The following is a 16481-nucleotide window of genomic DNA, read 5'->3' as shown; positions in this document are numbered from 1 at the left end:
GTATGAGCCTGCTCGCGATAGCTGAGGATCAGGCGCTACGGGACTCGCGGACCAGTCGCAACCCGCCAATCACCAGCGCAAACACCGCCAACGTGGTGTTGTACAACGCCAGCGCCGGCAGGCCGAACACCAGGGCCAATACCGCCAACCACCACCCTGCCCGCCCAGGCAGGACAAAACCGAGCAGCGCCGCACCCAGTGCGGTCCAGCCCAACACCTTGAAGTGAATCATCAGCCCCAGGTTCGAGCGCACCGAGCATTCCCAACGGCTCGCTTCATCGACGCAGATGCCGACCCACTGTCCGTCCTCCATGAAGCCATAACGCGCGCCATAACTGGCCGCCAGCCATAACGGCAGCAGAACGAGCAACAGGATCACGGGCAAGCGGCGGGACATGAATCACTCCAATCTACGGAAATCGGCGGCCAGCTTAATCGGACTTGCACCGTTGGCAAGCACTAACAACTGTTAACTGGTCATCCGCGACGTGCAAAGTGTATCGTCCAGCTACTATTACTCCGAATTCTGCCTGTTTGGTGCCGCCGCATGGCACTTTGGCGCAAACCCGGTGGTCATAGCCTGCGAACCTCATTCGGCACTTTCCTCTAAGGGATCTAGTCATGCTCCGTTCCTTGCGCTTCGCCGCGCTGTTCAGCGGCCTTATTCTAAGTGCGTCCGCACTGGCGGTGGATATCGATGCCGCCAGCTATGGCTATCCCCTGACCAACCCGTTCGAGGCGACCATCGCCACGACGCCGCCTGATCTGCGCCCGGAACTGCCGTCCAACGACGACATCAACCAATCCGACCACAGCATCACCCTGCGCCCGGAGCGGGCCTTCATCCTCCCGGACAATTTCTGGGCAGTGAAGAAACTTACCTACCGCATCGCCGAGCAGGACAAGCCGGCCCCGCTGATCTTCCTGATCGCCGGCACCGGCGCCCGCTTTGACAGCACGCTCAACGAATACCTGAAGAAGCTCTACTACAAGGCCGGCTACCACGTCGTGCAACTGTCGTCGCCGACCAGTTTCGACTTCATCAGCGCCGCCTCACGCTTCGCCACACCCGGTATCACCAAGGAAGACGCCGAAGACATGTACCGGGTGATGCAGGCCGTGCGCGCGCAGCATCCGAAACTGCCGGTCACCGAGTACTACCTCAGCGGCTACAGCCTCGGCGCCCTGGATGCCGCGTTCGTCGCACACCTGGACGAAACCCGGCGCAGCTTCAACTTCAAGAAAGTCCTGCTGCTCAACCCGCCGGTCAACCTCTACACCTCGGTCACCAACCTCGACAAGCTGGTACAAACCGAGGTGAAAGGCATCAACAACAGCACCACGTTCTATGAGTTGGTACTGGGCAAGCTGACCCGCTACTTCCAGCAGAAGGGCTACATTGACCTCAACGACGCCCTGCTCTATGACTTCCAGCAGTCCAAGCAGCACCTGACCAACGAGCAGATGGCGATGCTGATCGGCACCTCGTTCCGCTTCTCGGCGGCCGACATTGCCTTTACTTCGGACCTGATCAACCGTCGCGGCCTGATCACCCCGCCGAAATTTCCGATCACCGAAGGCACCAGCCTCACGCCGTTTCTCAAGCGTGCGCTGCAATGCGATTTCGACTGCTACCTGACCGATCAAGTGATCCCGATGTGGCGCGCCCGTACCGATGGCGGCAGCCTGCTGCAGCTGATCGACCAAGTCAGCCTTTACGCCCTCAAGGACTACCTGCATGACAGCCCGAAAATCGCCGTCATGCACAACGCCGACGACGTGATCCTCGGCCCCGGCGACCTGGGCTTCCTGCGCAAGACCTTCGGCGATCGCCTGACCGTTTATCCGTACGGCGGCCATTGCGGCAACCTTAACTACCGCGTCAACAGCGACGCCATGCTGGAGTTCTTCCGTGGCTAAATATCTCCTGCTGATTGCAGCGCTCCTCAGTGCAGGCGTGGCCCAGGCCGACAACAGCAAAGCCAACGCGCCGGTAGTGGTCGACAGCGACGGCTTCAAGGAGCCGCTGTCCAAACTCAAGTTCAACCCGGGGCTGGATCAGCGTGAGTTCGAGCGCTCGACACTCAACGCACTCAACGTCTATGACCCGCTGGAGTCGTGGAACCGCCGCGTCTACCACTTCAACTACCGCTTCGACCAATGGGTGTTCCTGCCGGTGGTCGATGGTTATCGCTACGTGACGCCAAGCTTCCTGCGCACCGGGGTGAGCAACTTCTTCAACAACCTCGGCGACGTGCCGAACCTGGTCAACAGCCTGCTGCAGTTCAAGGGCAAGCGTTCGATGGAAACCACCGCGCGCCTGTTGCTCAACACCACCATCGGCATCGCCGGTCTGTGGGACCCTGCAACCGCCATGGGCCTGCCACGTCAGAGCGAAGACTTCGGCCAGACCCTGGGCTTCTACGGCGTACCGGGCGGTGCCTACTTCGTGCTGCCGATCCTCGGCCCGTCGAACATTCGTGATACCGCCGGCCTGGCTGTGGACTACACCGCCGAATCGGCGATCAACTACCTGAACGTATCGGAAGTCAGCTCCAACCATCCTGAGATCTGGGCCCTGCGCGCCGTCGACAAGCGCTACCAGACCAACTTCCGCTACGGCCAGATGAACTCCCCGTTCGAGTACGAGAAAGTGCGTTACGTGTACACCGAATCGCGCAAATTGCAGATTGCCGAGTAAAACCCTTCCAACCGCTGGCAAGCGTCGACCCGTCGAGCTTGCCAGCGCGTCTTCACGTCCGACATTTTTCTCATGCCCGCCCTTCTGCGCCCGCCCGGCTAAAGACTGACGCCGTCATTTCGTCTTTCAGACAGGCCCCGCGCGCTTAACGAACTCGTGAGTCAAAGCCACAAGCAGATTCGAAATCGAACATAAAAATTTAAATGTGAATTTTTTATTAACATTCTGTGACAGCTTATGTAGACTCGGTTCAACACTGCAAAGGATGCAATGACGTGTTCAACGATATTCAAGGAATGATATCGGCTCTCCCTTATCCTCCCTTTCGACGCTGGTCTACCCGACATCTGCAACCCGTAGGTCGCAGCGGACTTTATTATTCAAGACTCAGCGGAACTTGCGCATAGCCTGTCGCTCGGCTTATCAGTAATACATCCATCGATACATTTCATTATGCCGCCCGGATGGCAGTGTGTGTCGTGCACTTTCAATTAGCTGCGGATGAATTACTACAGCGATCAGCGTCGGCAATGCATTGATCCAACCACTTCAATCTGCACTTGTCGCGGGTTTGAAAAACGGCCGTCATCCACATGCATACTTCATTAAAAAGCGGTATCACCCAATATATCTCCGAGATGCCACTGTTCATCTGGATATTGTTTATCGGCACCTTTGTCACCCGTGCAACTTCAATGATGGTCTGGCCGTTTATCTCGATCGTGCTGTACGCCCGGTTTGGTTTCAGTGCGACGTTTATCGGCCTGATCCTGACCCTGTCCATCGCCCTGTCGTCGGTAGCGAGTTTTTACAGCGGTTACCTGTCGGACAAAATCGGCCGTTTGAAAATCATCGTGCTGGGCTGCGTCGTGGCTGCGAGTTCTTATCTGCTACTGGGCATCAGCAGCAGCGCTTATGGCTACATTGCCGGGACTCTACTGGCAAACCTGTCGTGGGCACTGGTCAACAACCCGATCAAAACCATCATCGGCGATGTCATCGAATCTCGGCCTCTGGTCGAGCGCGCCATGCATCTGCGCTACTTTTTCCTCAACGCCGGTGCGGCGACAGGCCCCTACTTCGGGCTCAAGCTGGGAATCTCCGCCGACTCACTGTCCTTCGTCCTGGTGACCCTGTCCTATGTACTGCTGCTGGTCGGCGTGGTGATCTTCGGTAAAGGCGTAACCCTCAAGGCGGTCAATACCACCAGTTTCAAAAGCACCATGGGCGTGCTCGCCAAAGACCATCTGTTCCTGGCGCTGGTGATCAACAACATCATCATGATGTTCATCTTTGGCAGTTTTGACTCCAGCTTGCCGCAGCTGATGGCCGCCCTGGCCTTCGAAGGCTACCTGCCCTTTATCGCCTCGTTGATTGTCTTGCATGCCTCGACGATCGTGATACTGCAGTTGCCGCTTGCCAGTGCGCTGTCGTCGGTATCGCTGAACACCAAGATCTATCTTGGCTCGGCCCTGTTGATCCTCGGCGAGGCCGGCTTTGCATTGGCTGCGCACAACGTCGACATCAAACCCTTGTGGTATGGCGCTGTATTGCTCATGAGTATCAGCCAGACCCTGCTCTTTCCGTGTATCAACATGTTTGTCGACAGCTTGGCGCCACCTAATCTGCGAGGCGCCTACTTTGGTGCCGCATCGTTATACAGCATCGGCTTTTCTCTCTCGCCGATTGTCGGCGGGCTGTTCATACAGAACCTCAGCGGAACCGCACTTTATATATTCCTGACAGTGTCCAGCCTGCTGATGACGCTCATCTTCATGGGGATTTTCCGATTGAGGAAGTCCACGGACGAAACAGCTCGCCCAGTAGCAAACATCGAGACTTCGCCCACCACGGGCTAATCACTCGACGTAGAACTTGCAAAGCTCCATCGCTGCACGCCAATCAAGTTGGCGCGGAGTTTCTTTGCCTGAATAAAACCATTTTCTCGAACTTCTCAACTTTCAGGAAAACATCATGAATACGCCGATTTATGACCTCATCCTATGTGGCGCCGGCCCCGCCAACATCTCGCTGTTGCCTGATCTTATTCAGAATGAACAGATACAGCGCTGCCTGATACTTGAGAAATCCAGCACATTGGGCAGCGGCGAGATCGGTCAATACCGGATTACTGCCAACTCGCTTGGCGGGGTCTTTCTGGAAAAATTCCAGGACCGCACGGACGACCTGAGTCGGTTCCTGCAGGGGACGCCAGAATGGGCGTATTTCACCGAGCGGCGGAGCGAGGCGGTAGAGCTGCGCTACGTCGGGCGCTTCCTCGAACACATCGGTACCTATGTGGCCCGGCACAAGGCGCTCTACAAACGCTTCGAAATATCCACGCAATCGACCGTCTGCGACATCCATCTGACCGCGCAGGGTCACTACTGCGTCAGCTATCTGCTCGACGGCCAGCGCGTACAGGCGTTGTGCAAGAAAATCATCTTCAACATCGGTGGCCGGCTGAATCAAGCCACCGTGCAGCACCCCCAACACAACATCAATTCGGACGCGCTGCTCAAGGGCGAACACGACCAGGCGCTGCAAAGTGGCCAATACAACAACCTGGCCATTGTCGGCTCTTCGCACAGCGCCGTTTCCTGCCTGATCCGCCTGGTGGAGCAACTGGACTTCCCTGGCACCATCACCTTGCTGACCAAGCGCGATTTCAAGCTGTTCTTCGACTCTCCTGCATCCGCGCGCGAACAGCACTATCCGTTTGTCGATGCCGATATTTGCCAGGCCAGCCAAAGGGTCAATCGTTATTCGGGCCTGCGATATGACTCGTTCGAATTCGCTCGCAAGATCAAACAAGGCCTGATCCGCAACCTGAACATCGTCGACATCGCTCAGGCCTCTGCCGATCAGGTCCTGAACCTGATCGCGCAATCGGACCTGCTGATCCACAGCACCGGATACAAGGCCGGGTTGGTGCCGATACTGGATGTCGATGGCACGGCGCTGGAACTGCAACAGGACGATTTCGGATTGCTCACCAACCAGCAACTCAACCCGGTCACCCGCGAAGGTCGAGTGCTGGAAAACTTCCATGCATTCGGCCTCGGGGCCGGGATCAAGACCGGTGGAGACAGCGGCGGCGAGGAGAGCTTTCACGGCAGGATCGACGGCGTGTGGATGTACCAGCACGTGGTGCCCGGACTCATTTTCGTTAAATAAGGAAATTACAATGAATAATCAGACAGCCATCATTCTTTGCGCCGGGCGCGGAAGCCGCCTGGGCAAGCGCACGCGCCACACGCCCAAGCCCTTGGTCAAGACCAACAATATCGCGTTCATCGACAACGCCCTGAACAACCTCGAAACGCTGGGTATCAAACACGTGGTCGTCGTGATCGGCTATCAGTCGGAGACCATTACCGCTCATCTTCGGGCGATGGACACCGCCATCACCTTCGAATTCGTGAGCAACCCGGACTGGGCCACGACCAACAACATCTACTCGCTGTACCTGGCCCGCGAACACATTACGCAGAACACCCTGATCATCGAGGGTGACATTTACTTCTCGGCCTCCAGCCTGCAACAGTTGCTGCAGCAACCGGGGGATCTGGTCGCCCTGGTGTCGCCGCTGGGCAAGAACATGGAAGGCACCTACGCCATCCTCGAAGAGACTCAGCTGCAAGGCTTCGGCTCGACCAAGGACATCGGCCATGAGCCCCGTGACGGACAATACAAGACCGTCAACCTGTACCAGGTCGGGTCAGCCACGTTCGCCGAGCACATCAAAAAACAACTCGCCAGCAACGTCAGAAAAAACAACCTCAACGCCTACTACGAAGACGTCTTCAAAAAAGCTTCGCTTGAGGGCAAGTGGGATATTCAGACGGTCATTGTCCCTGCAACCGAATGGTATGAGGTCGACAACTATTACGACCTGACGATCTGCAACTACATTTCCAGTCGTGACCGCCTCGGTTTCGTCCAGAACCGCCACGGTGGTTACTGGCGCTATCCGATGCTGGATTTCGCCTTGATCTACAACTTCCATTTCCCGCCACAGCAGATGAAAGACAAGATCAAGGACAACTTCGATCACATCTTCCTCAACTACCCCGGCGCCAGACGACTCATCGAGGAGTCACTCTGCGAATTCCTCGGCGTCTCCCCGAGACACCTGTGCATAGCCAATGGCGCGGCTGAAATCATCAAGCTGCTACCGTCCGTGTATCCCGGCAGCGCGCTCGTGACCGTGCCGTCCTTCAACGAATACGCCAACGTCTTCGGTGAACAACGCACGCTCTGCCACTACACGCGGGAGGAGGACGACTTCGCTATCGATATCGATGCGCTGCTCGCTACCTGCCGGCAACAGCGCCCTGAGGTGGTGATCATCGAATCACCGAACAACCCGACCGGCGCCCTGACACCCGCCTCGGCCCTGTCGGCGCTTGCCGAGCAGTTGCTGGAACTGGATATCTCACTGATCGTCGACGAATCGTTCCTCGATTTCTCCAACCACGCCGACAGCACCTTGCTCAACGTGCTCGACGAACACCCCAACCTGGTGGTGATTCGCAGCATGAGCAAAACCTTCGGTATCGGCGGTATTCGCATCGGCTACCTGGCCAGTGCCAACCAGACCTTGCTGGCGCTGATCAACTCGCTGCTGCCGATCTGGAACATCAACGGTTTTGCCGAGGAGTTCCTGTTGCATCTGCCGCAATACCAGCAGGAATACCTGGCCAGCTGCCAACAAGTCATCAGTCACACTCGCGCCTTTCAACAGGCGCTTGACGCCATCGAGGGCATCAGCGGCTTCAAGACCGAAGCAAACTTCATTTACTGCAAGGCTCATTACTCTGACGCCCAGACCATTTCCAGGTTGTTGCTGGACAAGCACCATATGTACATCAAGGAGTGCTCGGGCAAACGCAATACCGACTCCGACAAGTACTTCCGCGTGTCCTGCCGCACGCCTGACGAAAACGCCCGGTTGATCCAGGCCCTGAGCGACGTGATGCAGGACCTGGCAGCGCAGAAAAACATCAGCAGCCCAGCGAAGGAGAACGCCGTTGAACTCGCCTGAGCAAGTAGTGATTTGCGGCAAGGGCGAACTGGCCATCTTCGCCTGCGAATACTTCAACGCGTCCCCCGATCACACGGTGTCGTACGTGGTGGCCGATCCTTTCGAGCCGGTCAGCACTGAGCGAACGCTCATCGAGTATTGCCGGGAGCACGGCATCGAGGTGATCGAAAGCGGTCGGATCGAAGACCTGCCAGGTTATGCAGACGGCACCTTCGCCTGCGACCTCTGCCTGGTCATTTTCCACAAGCGGATATTGCCCAAGCGCTTCATCGACTGCTGCGCGAAAATTATCAACCTGCACCTTTCCTACCTGCCCAAATACCGCGGCGTACGCCCGGTCAACTGGGCTTTGAAGAATGGCGAGCGGATGCATGGCGCAACGCTGCACGAGATCAGCGAAGGCATAGACGAGGGGCCGATCCTCAATCAGGTGGCCTTCTGCATCTACCCTGAGTTCGAAGAAGTGATCGACACCTATACCCGCGCGATGGGATACGCCCGTCAGTTGCTGATGGATACCTTGCCGATGATCGACCGCATCGTTCCGGTCCCGCAGGAGCATGCCGACATGAGCATCTACTACGAAAAGGACAATCACCGGCTGGAAGAGCGAATGACCTTCACCAAAGCTCAATCTCTGAAATTGCTCGAACGCCTGTAGCCTTGCGACGCCACTCGATTGCCCGCACAGGCGGCAATCGGGTGGGCAGGCGATCCCTTCCAAGGAGTCATGATGTACTTGCTTATTGCCTCTGACCTGGATGGCACGCTGCTGCTGCCAGGCGATACTTTCGGTGCCTTTACCAAAAGCGTGATTCACCGCCTTAACCGCGCAGGTCATCACATCGTGCTGGCGACGGGTCGCCATCAGGCTGACGTCGAGTCGCTGCTCGACAGCCAGTCCCCGCCGGTTCACCTGATCACCGCCAATGGGGCGCGCATTTCCAGCGCCTGTGGCGGGCTTGCTCTGAGCGCAGAATTATCGACTGCCGTTGTCCAGACATTGCTTGAGGAAACCCGAGCAGACACCGATCTGACGATCAACCTTTACTGCCGATCCGGCTGGCTGATGAGTCGAGAAGACGAAAACCTGAAGGACTTCAGCCAGAACCCGGACTTCCAGCCAACACTCTGCGCTGCCGAGAATCTGCCGCTGCATGCTGTGCAGAAAGTGTTTTTCTTTCAGCGCAGCAAGGATCATGACGCCCTGCTCAGGCTGCAGGCGCGGCTGGAACAACGGCTGGGCGATCAGATCGGCACTGTGTTCACGTTTCCATGGTGCCTGGAGGTCATGGCCAGAGACGTTTCCAAGGGCAATGCCCTGAAGCAGCTGGCCGAATTCCTCAACGTGCCCATTCAGGCCTGCATCGCTTTTGGTGACGCAATGAATGACGTCGACATGTTGGCCGGTGTCGGCAAAGGCGTGCTCATGGGCAACGCACATGCCGAGTTGAGACAGGCACTGCCCGAGGCGGAGATCATCGGCCGATACACCGATGAAGCCGTCGCGCACTACCTGTCGAAGCACCTGCTCAAGAGCGCTGATCTCCCGGCATGAACACCTGCGGGCGGCCTTACGCCCGCACGGCCTTGCACAATTTGCCAACCAGGCTCACCGCGAGCAACACCACGGCCCCGGCAATAATCCCGGCCACTCCATTGAGCAGCACCGGCACCACAAACCCGGCGCTGCCAGCGGCCGCACCCACGCTTTCAATCCAGTGATGCAGCACAGGAATGCCGTGGGTGAGGATGCCGCCGCCGACCAGAAACATCGCCGCCGTGCCGATCGCCGACAGGCCTTTCATCATGTACGGCGCGGCGCGCAGGATCGCGTTGCCGATGCTTTTCGCCGCCGAAGCGGATTTCTGCGTCAGCCACAGGCCCAGATCGTCGAGTTTGACGATGCCGGCCACCAGGCCATAAACGCCGACGGTCATGACAATCGCGATACCGGACATCACGATCACTTGCTGGGTCAGCGAAGCGCCGGCCACGGTGCCGAGGGTGATGGCGATGATTTCCGCCGAGAGGATGAAGTCGGTGCGGATTGCGCCTTTGATCTTGTCCTTCTCGTAGGCCACCAGATCGGTGGTCGGCTCGGCCACCGCCGCGCTCAACTGCGCGTGGTCGGCGTCATCTTCGGTCTTGCTGTGCAGGAACTTGTGCGCGAGCTTCTCGAAACCTTCAAAACACAGATAGGCGCCGCCAACCATCAGCAGCGGCGTCACCAGCCACGGCACGAACGCGCTGATCGCCAGCGCCGACGGCACCAGAATCAGCTTGTTGAGAAACGAGCCCTTGGCCACCGCCCAGACCACGGGGATTTCACGCTCGGCGCGCACGCCGGAGACTTGCTGGGCATTGAGCGCCAGATCATCGCCGAGCACGCCGGCGGTCTTCTTCGCGGCCATTTTGCTCATCAACGCCACATCATCCAGAACGGTGGCGATATCGTCGATCAGCACCAGCAAACTGCTTCCTGCCATGAATCTTGTTTCCTTATGTAAATAATGCCGCGCAGCATACCGCGACTGCGGGCCACACGGGGCATTCTTGAGCCATGCGCGAGGCCGGTGCTACCATGCGCAACCGCCAGAACAGGCAAGGAACCACCGGGTTTATGAGCACAATCCGCGAGCGCAACAAAGAACTGATCCTGCGTGCCGCCAGTGAGGAGTTTGCCGACAAGGGCTTCGCTGCGACCAAAACCAGCGACATCGCCGCCAAGGCAGGATTGCCCAAGCCCAACGTCTACTACTACTTCAAGTCCAAGGAAAACCTCTACCGCGAGGTCCTGGAAAGTATCATCGTGCCGATCCTGCAGGCCTCGACCCCGTTCAACCCGGACGGCGTGCCGAGCGAAGTGCTCAGCGGCTACATCCGCTCGAAGATCCGCATCTCCCGCGACCTGCCCTTCGCCTCCAAGGTGTTCGCCAGCGAAATCATGCACGGCGCCCCGCACCTGAGTGCCGACCTGGTGGAGCAGCTCAACAGCCAGGCCAAGCACAACATCGACTGCATCCAGAGCTGGATCGACCGCGGCCAGATCGCCCCGATCGACCCCAACCACCTGATGTTCAGCATCTGGGCCGCGACCCAGACCTACGCCGACTTCGACTGGCAGATTTCTGCGGTGACCGGCAAGGACAAGCTCGACGAGGCGGATTACGAGGCGGCGGCGCAGACGATCATCCGGTTGGTGCTCAAAGGGTGTGAGCCGGACTGATAGACCGGTGTGACGCCATCGCGAGCAGGCTCACTCCTACATTTGGAATGCATTCCCCTGTAGGAGTGAGCCTGCTCGCGATCGAGGCGACACGGTTTCAGCTCAAACCCAAATCGCATCCCACAGCGGATAATCGCCCAGTTTTTCAACAAGACCAGCCCGCAAGGGGTTGGCGACGACGTACCGAGCCACCTTCACCAGATCCTCCTCCCGTCGCAGTGCCCTATCGTGAAATCCTCTCTGCCAGAGGCCTGGACCTCTACCGGTAGCCTGATTCACCGCTTTGGTACTCAGCGACTTGGTCTTTTGCATCAACTCGCTCAACGACCCTCTCTGCAACTCAATTAGCCAGTGAAAATGATCCGGCATGACCACCCACGCCAATGAGTTCGCCACGCCGAGATCCTGTGCCTGTCGAAATTGTTGAACAACCAATCGACCCAAGGCGAAATCGGCAAAGATCGGTTCACGATCAAGTGTGTTGGTTGTCAGTAGATAGATTCGGTTGGCTTCGGCATAGCGCCCGGCTCGCAATCGGTAAGCTCCCGGTAGACTCGGCATTCCTTTGCCTCTCATGATCAGTTCAGGAGAAGGCTAGTGCTGTCGACTCAGGAGGGCGCGACAAACTGTTGGCAGGATGTGTCTGGTAGATGGCTATCGCGAGCAGGCTCACTCCTACAGGGATCTGTGATGTCCAGACACTTTGTGTCCAGCCACTCCCTTTGTAGGAGTGAGCCTGCTCGCGATGACGGTTAATCCGTCAGCGCAAATTCAATTGACCCCCGCTGACGAGGACACAGGCAAAGCCAGAACCTTTAGCCTTCAAACCCCATCCCCCATCAACCAGCGCAATGCCTGCGGGAACGAAGTACTCCAGTCATCAGGGAAAAAGTGCCCGCCCTCGTGAGTACGCGATTTGACCTCGTTGCCGTCGCTGAACAATTTGCGGAAGTCGGCGCTCATCTGCTGATTGCCCGGTCCTTCTTTCTCGCCATTGATGACAAACACTCGCTTGCCGCGCGCCTTGCTTTCGGTGGGCGTCGGTTGCATGCCACCGGGTGACAGCAGCAACGCACCGGCGTAATCGTCCGGGTGTTGCGCCAACAAGGCGCCGGCATGTTGCGAACCTTGCGAGAAGCCCATCAGGAACACACGCTTGCGATCGATGCATTGCCGGGCTTCCAAGGCATTGAGGCCCTTCTGCACCGTTTGATGAGTGCCTTCGAAGCCGGGGCCGATCCAGCGGAAACTGTGGACCGAGTTGAGCATTTCGGTGCCGTTGATCCCCAGGATGATTGCCCCGGTGTCGGCCAGCGGCTGGTAGCTCTCATCCAGCTCGCCGTTGATGCCATAACCGTGCAGCCAGACCACCACCGGACGACAGGCTTTGGGTGCCGGAATGTTCGCCGATGGGTTGAGCACCGAAATCGCGCCGACCTTGCCCGGGGCAATCTTCTTGTAGCGTTCCTGAGCATTGGCCAACACGGTTTTGAAAGTGCCGGAATCGTGCAGATCAGCAAAATCTTCGTCGCCCGCGAGCAATGGGCCGAACCACAAACCGCGATCATCGGCCTCGCGCAGAAAGCGCTCGGCCAGTTTGTCATCGCCACGGCGAGCGAACAGCGCCGCCACCTGATAAGGCGCCTGCAATTGTGTCGGGTCTTCTCGAGTGGCGGCCAGATACACCGCAATGGCCTGCAACGTATCGCTCGATTCGAGCTTCTCGCCGCGATCCATCAGTTCCTGTACATCGTCCGCGTTGATTAAGGCTGAGACCACCGGGCTCAAGGCCTGGAACGCGATTTCTTCGGCGTCGGGTGTTTCCGTCGCATGCAGGAGGGGGGTGCAGAGGGTCATGGCCGAGGCCAGGGTGATGGCGAATAGCGTCTTCACGCAGATCTTCCTTGATACATAAACGAGAGGGGCGGCAGTCTATAGACCCCGCCCCTCTTCGTCATCATCAAGCCATCAGTCGTACTGGCCTGTTTTCTGTCAGGCCGCCACCCCCGCATCCGCGCGCAGCTCCAGCGCCTCCACCGCTTTGATCGCCACCTGCTCATCAATATCCGACAGATCGCCGCTGATGCCGATAGCCCCCAGCACGTTGCCCGCCTGATCGCGGATCAACACCCCGCCCGGGGCCGGGACGACGCTGCCCTGGCCCATGCTGTTGAGCGCGGCGATGAAGGCCGGGCGTTGTTGCGCGTCCAGCGCCAGCAGGCGTGAGCCCTTGCCCAGGGCGATAGCGCCCCAGGCCTTGCCGATGGCGATGCTCGGGCGCAGCAGGCTGGCGCCGTCTTCGCGTTGCAGGGTGATCAGGTGGCCGCCGGTATCGAGTACCGCGATGGTCAGCGGCGCGGCGTTGATGCCGCGCCCCGCACTGATGGCTTCGTTGACCAGGTTGACTGCGACTTTCAAGGTTAAAGCGCTCATGGTGCCGTCCTCATTTTGTTATTGGGAAAGTCGTGGAGCTGCGCGTTTGTGCCGCAGCTCGATACCACAAATAGAACACAATGAACTATTTTTTTGTATACAATAATTCTCGAAAAGCGCCCTATGCGACGAAAAGCCACAGCAGAACCTGGCTTCCGACGAATGAAACAGGCGCTTGAGAAAATGGATTGACCTGCGCCATCCGCCGTGAATACACTCTGCGCAAAGCCACTTGTATACAATTACAAAACGTAAAGAGGCACAAAACCATGAGCAAAATGAGAGCAATCGAAGCCGCCGTTCTGGTGATGCGCCGTGAAGGGGTTGATACCGCTTTTGGCATCCCGGGCGCCGCGATCAACCCGCTGTACTCCGCCTTGCAGAAAGTCGGTGGCATCGATCACGTCCTCGCTCGCCACGTCGAAGGCGCCTCGCACATGGCCGAGGGTTACACCCGTACCAAGGCCGGCAACATCGGCGTGTGCATCGGTACGTCCGGCCCGGCCGGTACCGACATGGTCACCGGACTCTACAGCGCCTCGGCCGACTCGATTCCAATCCTCTGCATTACCGGCCAGGCACCCCGCGCCCGTATGCACAAGGAAGACTTCCAGGCGGTCGACATCACCAGCATCGTCAAGCCAGTTACCAAGTGGGCGACCACTGTTCTGGAGCCGGGCCAGGTGCCTTATGCGTTCCAGAAAGCGTTCTTTGAAATGCGCTCCGGCCGTCCAGGCCCAGTGCTGATCGACCTGCCGTTCGATGTGCAGATGGCCGAAATCGAATTCGACATCGACGCTTATCAGCCGCTGCCATTGGCCAAGCCGACCGCGACCCGCGTGCAGGTCGAGAAGGCTCTGGCTTTGCTGGATCAGGCTGAGCGTCCATTGCTGGTAGCCGGTGGCGGCATCATCAACGCCGATGCCAGCGATCTGCTGGTGGAGTTCGCCGAGCTGACCGGTATTCCGGTTATCCCGACCCTGATGGGCTGGGGCACCATCCCGGACGATCACCCGCTGATGGTTGGCATGGTCGGTCTGCAGACGTCGCACCGTTACGGCAACGCCACGATGCTGAAATCCGACGTGGTATTGGGTATCGGTAACCGTTGGGCCAACCGTCACACCGGTTCGGTCGACGTCTACACCGAAGGTCGCAAGTTCATTCACGTCGACATCGAAGGCACGCAGATCGGCCGCGTGTTCACGCCGGATCTGGGCATCGTTTCCGACGCCGCTGCCGCGCTGACCGTATTCATCGAAGTGGCTCGTGAATGGCAAGCCGCCGGCAAGCTGAAAAACCGCAGTGCCTGGCTGCAGGATTGCCAGCAGCGCAAAGCCAGCCTGCATCGCAAGACCCACTTCGACAACGTGCCGGTCAAGCCGCAGCGCGTTTACGAAGAAATGAACCAGGTGTTCGGCAAAGACACCTGCTACGTCAGCACCATCGGTCTGTCGCAGATTGCCGGCGCGCAGTTCCTGCACGTTTACAAGCCGCGTCACTGGATCAACTGCGGTCAGGCCGGCCCGTTGGGCTGGACCATTCCGGCCGCGCTGGGCGTGGTCAAGGCCGATCCGAGCCGGAAAGTCGTGGCCCTGTCGGGGGACTATGACTTCCAGTTCATGATCGAGGAACTGGCGGTCGGCGCTCAGTTCAAACTGCCGTACATCCACGTCGTGGTGAACAACTCGTACCTGGGCTTGATCCGTCAGGCCCAGCGCGGGTTCGAAATGGACTACTGCGTGCAGCTGTCCTTCGATAACCTGAACGCGCCGGAACTCAACGGTTACGGTGTTGACCACGTCGCAGTCGCCGAAGGCCTCGGCTGTAAAGCACTGCGTGTGTTCGAACCCTCGGAAATCGCCCCTGCCCTGCGCAAGGCCGAACAGATGATCGAAGAATTCAAAGTGCCGGTGATCGTCGAGATCATTCTGGAGCGTGTGACCAACATCTCCATGGGTACCGAGATCAACGCCGTCAACGAATTCGAAGACCTGGCGCTGGTCGGCAACGACGCGCCAACGGCGATTTCGCTGCTCGACTAACTGCTGACCGCTGATCGTTCCCACGCTCTGCGTGGGAATGCAGCCCGGGACGCTCTGCGTCCCAAAGCGGACGCTCTGCGTCCATTGAGGCATTCCCACGCAGAGCGTGGGAACGAGAATCTAGAACGGGAGACCACCATGCCGCGTTTCGCAGCCAACCTGTCCATGCTGTTCACCGAACAGGATTTCCTTGCCCGTTTCGACGCCGCCGCCAAGGCTGGTTTCAGCGGTGTCGAATACCTGTTCCCGTACGACTTCAGCTCCGCTGAAATCAAGGCCAAGCTCGACGCCAACGGTCTGACCCAAGTGCTGTTCAACCTGCCGGCCGGTGACTGGGCCAAGGGCGAGCGCGGTATCGCGTGCCTGCCGGACCGCGTTGAAGAGTTCCGCGCCGGGGTCGATCTGGCGATTGCCTACGCGCAAGTGCTGGGCAACACCCAGGTCAACTGCCTGGCCGGTATCCGTCCGCAAGGCGTGGACGATGCCACCGTGGAAAAGACCTTCGTCGCCAACCTCAAATACGCCGCCGACAAGCTGCAGGCGGCGGGCATCAAACTGGTGATGGAAGCGATCAACACCCGTGACATCCCGGGCTTCTACCTGAACAACACGGCGCAAGCCCTGTCGATTCGCGAACAGGTCGGCAGCGCCAACCTGTTCCTGCAATACGACATCTATCACATGCAAATCATGGAAGGCGATCTGGCCCGCACCCTGCAATCGCACCTGGGCGAGATCAACCACGTGCAGCTCGCGGACAACCCGGGGCGCAACGAACCAGGCACCGGTGAAATCAACTACCGCTTCCTGTTCGAACACCTCGACCGCATCGGTTATCAGGGCTGGGTGGGTTGCGAATACAAGCCGCTGACTACCACTGAAGCAGGCCTCGGCTGGCTGAAGACCCACAACGCAATCTGACACAAATCCCCTGTAGGAGTGAGCCTGCTCGCGATGAGGCCAGCACATTCAACATCAATGTTGTCTGGCACACCGCTATCGCGAGCAGGCTCACTCCTACACAGA

15 protein-coding genes are annotated in these 16481 nt (G+C 58.5%); 10 read left to right on the top strand and 5 right to left on the bottom strand.

What is annotated here, in order from left to right; genetic code table 11:
• Window positions 1-28 precede the first annotated feature (28 nt).
• Window positions 29-397: a hypothetical protein gene (locus QMK55_RS21750; protein ID WP_102355196.1), complete on the bottom strand. Its 369-nt coding sequence runs from the start codon at window positions 395-397 to the stop codon at window positions 29-31.
• A gap of 224 nt (window positions 398-621) precedes the next feature.
• On the opposite strand from QMK55_RS21750, the gene QMK55_RS21745 reads away from it, so the two are divergent.
• The 7 genes from QMK55_RS21745 to QMK55_RS21715 all read left to right on the top strand — a co-directional run bounded on the left by QMK55_RS21745 (window position 622) and on the right by QMK55_RS21715 (window position 9306).
• The gene (locus QMK55_RS21745; RefSeq protein ID WP_102355197.1) at window positions 622-1920 is read left to right on the top strand and encodes a serine/threonine protein kinase; all 1299 of its coding nucleotides are present in this window, start codon (window positions 622-624) and stop codon (window positions 1918-1920) included.
• Window positions 1913-2701, top strand: a complete 789-nt coding sequence (locus QMK55_RS21740; RefSeq protein ID WP_007969640.1) for a VacJ family lipoprotein — start codon at window positions 1913-1915, stop codon at window positions 2699-2701. Before QMK55_RS21745 ends, QMK55_RS21740 begins: the two co-directional genes overlap by 8 nt.
• A 593-nt stretch (window positions 2702-3294) precedes the next feature.
• On the top strand, window positions 3295-4560 hold the full coding sequence (locus QMK55_RS21735; protein WP_102355198.1) for an MFS transporter: 1266 nt from the start codon (window positions 3295-3297) through the stop codon (window positions 4558-4560).
• A 115-nt stretch (window positions 4561-4675) separates the two neighbouring features.
• Window positions 4676-5878 (top strand): hypothetical protein, encoded by a 1203-nt coding sequence (locus QMK55_RS21730; RefSeq protein WP_102355199.1) that lies wholly within the window; start codon window positions 4676-4678, stop codon window positions 5876-5878.
• A 10-nt stretch (window positions 5879-5888) separates the two neighbouring features.
• On the top strand, window positions 5889-7748 hold the full coding sequence (locus tag QMK55_RS21725) for an aminotransferase class I/II-fold pyridoxal phosphate-dependent enzyme (RefSeq protein WP_320329940.1): 1860 nt from the start codon (window positions 5889-5891) through the stop codon (window positions 7746-7748).
• The gene (locus tag QMK55_RS21720; RefSeq protein WP_102355201.1) at window positions 7735-8409 is read left to right on the top strand and encodes a formyltransferase family protein; all 675 of its coding nucleotides are present in this window, start codon (window positions 7735-7737) and stop codon (window positions 8407-8409) included. Before QMK55_RS21725 ends, QMK55_RS21720 begins: the two co-directional genes overlap by 14 nt.
• Before the next feature lie 72 nt (window positions 8410-8481).
• Window positions 8482-9306 (top strand): Cof-type HAD-IIB family hydrolase, encoded by an 825-nt coding sequence (locus QMK55_RS21715; protein WP_102355202.1) that lies wholly within the window; start codon window positions 8482-8484, stop codon window positions 9304-9306.
• Window positions 9307-9322: 16 nt separating this feature from the next.
• Here the strand turns inward: QMK55_RS21715 and QMK55_RS21710 are convergent, their stop codons facing one another.
• The gene (locus QMK55_RS21710; protein ID WP_320329939.1) at window positions 9323-10237 is read right to left on the bottom strand and encodes a DUF808 domain-containing protein; all 915 of its coding nucleotides are present in this window, start codon (window positions 10235-10237) and stop codon (window positions 9323-9325) included.
• A 134-nt stretch (window positions 10238-10371) separates the two neighbouring features.
• Here QMK55_RS21710 and QMK55_RS21705 point away from each other — a divergent pair, with 134 nt between their 5' ends.
• On the top strand, window positions 10372-10977 hold the full coding sequence (locus QMK55_RS21705; protein ID WP_007969638.1) for a TetR/AcrR family transcriptional regulator: 606 nt from the start codon (window positions 10372-10374) through the stop codon (window positions 10975-10977).
• Window positions 10978-11079: 102 nt separating this feature from the next.
• On the opposite strand, the gene QMK55_RS21700 is transcribed toward QMK55_RS21705, so the two are convergent.
• From QMK55_RS21700 to QMK55_RS21690, 3 genes are all read right to left on the bottom strand, one after another.
• Window positions 11080-11538: an REP-associated tyrosine transposase gene (locus tag QMK55_RS21700; protein WP_320330275.1), complete on the bottom strand. Its 459-nt coding sequence runs from the start codon at window positions 11536-11538 to the stop codon at window positions 11080-11082.
• A gap of 261 nt (window positions 11539-11799) precedes the next feature.
• On the bottom strand, window positions 11800-12870 hold the full coding sequence (locus tag QMK55_RS21695) for a hypothetical protein (protein ID WP_320329938.1): 1071 nt from the start codon (window positions 12868-12870) through the stop codon (window positions 11800-11802).
• A 99-nt stretch (window positions 12871-12969) separates the two neighbouring features.
• Window positions 12970-13410: a GlcG/HbpS family heme-binding protein gene (locus tag QMK55_RS21690; protein WP_102355205.1), complete on the bottom strand. Its 441-nt coding sequence runs from the start codon at window positions 13408-13410 to the stop codon at window positions 12970-12972.
• A gap of 269 nt (window positions 13411-13679) precedes the next feature.
• Between QMK55_RS21690 and gcl the strand changes: the two genes are divergently transcribed.
• Entirely contained in the window at window positions 13680-15455 is a 1776-nt protein-coding gene (gcl, locus tag QMK55_RS21685; protein WP_007919935.1) for a glyoxylate carboligase, read from the top strand.
• A 138-nt stretch (window positions 15456-15593) separates the two neighbouring features.
• Entirely contained in the window at window positions 15594-16376 is a 783-nt protein-coding gene (gene hyi, locus QMK55_RS21680; RefSeq protein ID WP_025111893.1) for a hydroxypyruvate isomerase, read from the top strand.
• Window positions 16377-16481: the final 105 nt, after the last annotated feature.

The sequence above is a fragment of the Pseudomonas sp. P8_229 genome, assembly GCF_034008635.1.
Lineage (GTDB): Bacteria > Pseudomonadota > Gammaproteobacteria > Pseudomonadales > Pseudomonadaceae > Aquipseudomonas.
The sequence above is the reverse complement of the archived record's forward strand: the minus strand, read 5'-3'. Positions and strand labels throughout refer to the sequence as shown.